The following is a 2,878-nucleotide window of genomic DNA, read 5'->3' as shown; positions in this document are numbered from 1 at the left end:
TGCAACTCGGCGACGGCACCACGAACGGCTCGATCACGGGCAACGTCACGGACAACGCCACTCTCGCCTTCGACCCCGCCTCCGGCACGACGATGACCGAGCCCGGCGTGATCTCCGGCACTGGCCAGCTCCAGCAGATCGGCACCGGCACAACAGTATTGACGGGCACGAACTCCTACACCGGCGGCACCACGATCACCACCGGCACACTGCAACTCGGCAACGGCACCACCAACGGCTCGATCATCGGCAACATCACCGACAACGCCACCCTCGCCTTCGACCCCGCCTCCGGCACGACGATGACGGAGTCCGGCGTAATCTCCGGCACCGGCCAGGTCCAGCAAAACGGCACGGGCACAACGGTACTGACAGGCACGAACACCTACACCGGCGGCACCGCGATCAGCACCGGCACGCTGCAACTTACCGGCGCAAACGCCGCCGGCGCTGGACCAGTAACCATCGCCACTTCCGCCGCCGATACCGCTCAAGGCCTGAATCTCGCTTTCACGAGCGCGGGCAGTTTCGCCAACAACCTTTCCGGAGCAGGCGTAACCAGCGTCGCCGCGGGAGCCGCTCTCGCCACCATCACCGGCAGCAACTCCGGATATAGCGGCGCCTGGCAGATCGCCGGAAGCGCGGCCGTCGCGCCGGCAAGCGCGACCTCTACTGCAAGCCTCGGCACCGGCACGGTCAACATCCTGCCGGGTGGCAGCCTTGCGGCCACCACCGGTGGCGCATTCAGTTTCGGCAATGCACTGACCGGATCGGGAACACTGTCGGCGTCCAACGGCGGACAAGCGTTCTCGTTCGGGCCCGGCGCTGGCAGTGCCTTCCATGGCACGGTCGCGCTGTCGAACGACACCTTCGCGCTATCGGGCAACGACACCACGGCGCTGACCAATGCGACGCTCGTGCTCGGCGCGGGCAACCTGACCACGGTCGGCGACGGCCGCCAGGCCATCGGAGCCGTGACGTTCAACGGCGGCACCGCCGTATTCGACGGCACCGCGCCCGCTCAGCAGATCGCCACCAGCTTCATCACCACGGGGGCGCTCGACGTCAGCGGCACCGGCACGGTACGCATCAACGTGCCCAACCCGTACACGCCGCCCGTGGCGACGCCGGCGGGTGACCTGTCGCTGTTCCAGCAGAGTCACGTGAACACTGGTCTCCAATTGATTTCGGCCACCAGCGTCGCCGGCACTGGCAGCGGCCTGACGCTGCAGGACGCAAATGGCAATCCGCTCGGCGCGACCCAGGCGATCAACGTGCAGCAAAACGGCAATCTGGTCGCGATCGGCAGCTACGGCTACTCGCTCGGCACCGGCTCCGCCAACAACGGCCTATACGTTGGCTACACGCTCAAGCAGCTTGCGCTGCAGGGGGGGCAAAGCCTGACCCTGACCGACGACTCCGGCGCCACTGGCGCGAACGCCGATCTGGCGGCTCAACTGACCGGCACCGGCAATCTGGTCATCGCCGCGAACAATGTGGTGTCGCTGTCGAATGCGAACAACACCTTCAGTGGAACGACCCTGGTGCAAAGCGGCACGCTACAGGCCAATGCCGCTAACGTGATCGGATCGTCGAGCGCGGTCAATGTCACAAGCACGTTCGATACGAACGGCTTCTCCCAATCGCTGAATAACCTGACCGGAGAAGCCGGCGCAAGAATCCTGCTATCAGGCGGCGACCAGCTGACGCTGAACGGCAGCGGGGGCCCTGGTACGTTTGCCGGTGTGATCGGGGGCAGCGGCAGTCTGGTGCAGGCCAGCGGAACGGAAATCCTGACCGGGACCAACACGTACACGGGCGGCACCACGATCAGTGGCGGCACGCTGCAACTCGGCAACGGCACCACCAACGGCTCGATCACGGGCAATGTCACCGACAACGCTACGCTTGTGTTCGACCCTGCCTCCGGAACAACGATGACGGAGCCCGGCGTGATCTCCGGCACCGGCCAGCTCCAGCAGGTTGGCACCGGCACAACGGTATTGACGGGCACGAACACCTACACCGGCGGCACCACGATCAGTGCAGGCACGCTGCAACTCGGCAACGGCACCATCAATGGCTCGATCACCGGCAATGTGACCGACAACGCCACGCTCGTGTTCGATCCTGCTTCCGGCACGACGATGAACGAGTCCGGTGCGATTTCCGGTGTTGGCCAGGTCCAGCAAAACGGCACGGGCACAACCATACTCACAGGCGCGAACACCTACACCGGTGGCACCACGATCACGGCCGGCACGCTGCAGTTAGGCAATGGCACCACCAACGGTTCGATCACCGGCAACGTCACCGACAATTCGATCTTCGCGTTCGATCCGGCCTCCGGCACGACGATGACCGAGTCCGGCGTGATCTCCGGCTCCGGTCAGGTTCAGCAAATTGGCCCCGGCATAACAGTGCTGTCTGGCACTAACACCTATACCGGGGGCACGACGATCAATGCGGGCACGTTGCAGGTTTCTGCCGACAGCAATCTCGGCGCTGCAAGCGGCGCGCTCACGCTCAATGGCGGCACGCTGAACACGACGGCAAGCTTCGCATCATTGCGTTCGGCGACGCTGGGTGCCTCAGGTGGCACATTCGGTGTCAATACCGGCACCGCGCTGACGATGAGCGGCGTGATCTCCGGCGCCGGTGCGTTGACAAAGACCGATACCGGCACGCTCGTGTTGACCGGCACGGACACCTATACCGGTGGCACGACGATCAGCACCGGCACGCTGCAACTCGGCGACGGCACCACGAACGGCTCGATCACGGGCAACGTCACGGACAACGCCACTCTCGCCTTCGACCCCGCCTCCGGCACGACGATGACCGAGCCCGGCGTGATCTCCGGCACTGGCCAGCTCCA

At 65.1% G+C, this 2,878-nt stretch carries 1 protein-coding gene; it reads left to right on the top strand.

Features of this window, described 5'->3' with window-relative positions:
• Positions 1-107 precede the first annotated feature (107 nt).
• On the top strand, positions 108-2,878 hold a 2,771-nt coding region (locus tag GCT19_RS41580; protein ID WP_321576960.1), incomplete at its 3' end, for an autotransporter-associated beta strand repeat-containing protein.

Origin of the sequence: Paraburkholderia atlantica, from assembly GCF_009362785.1 — a bacterium.
Lineage (GTDB): Bacteria > Pseudomonadota > Gammaproteobacteria > Burkholderiales > Burkholderiaceae > Paraburkholderia > Paraburkholderia atlantica.
Note: the sequence above shows the minus strand (reverse complement) of the source record. Positions and strands in the feature narration are given on the sequence as shown.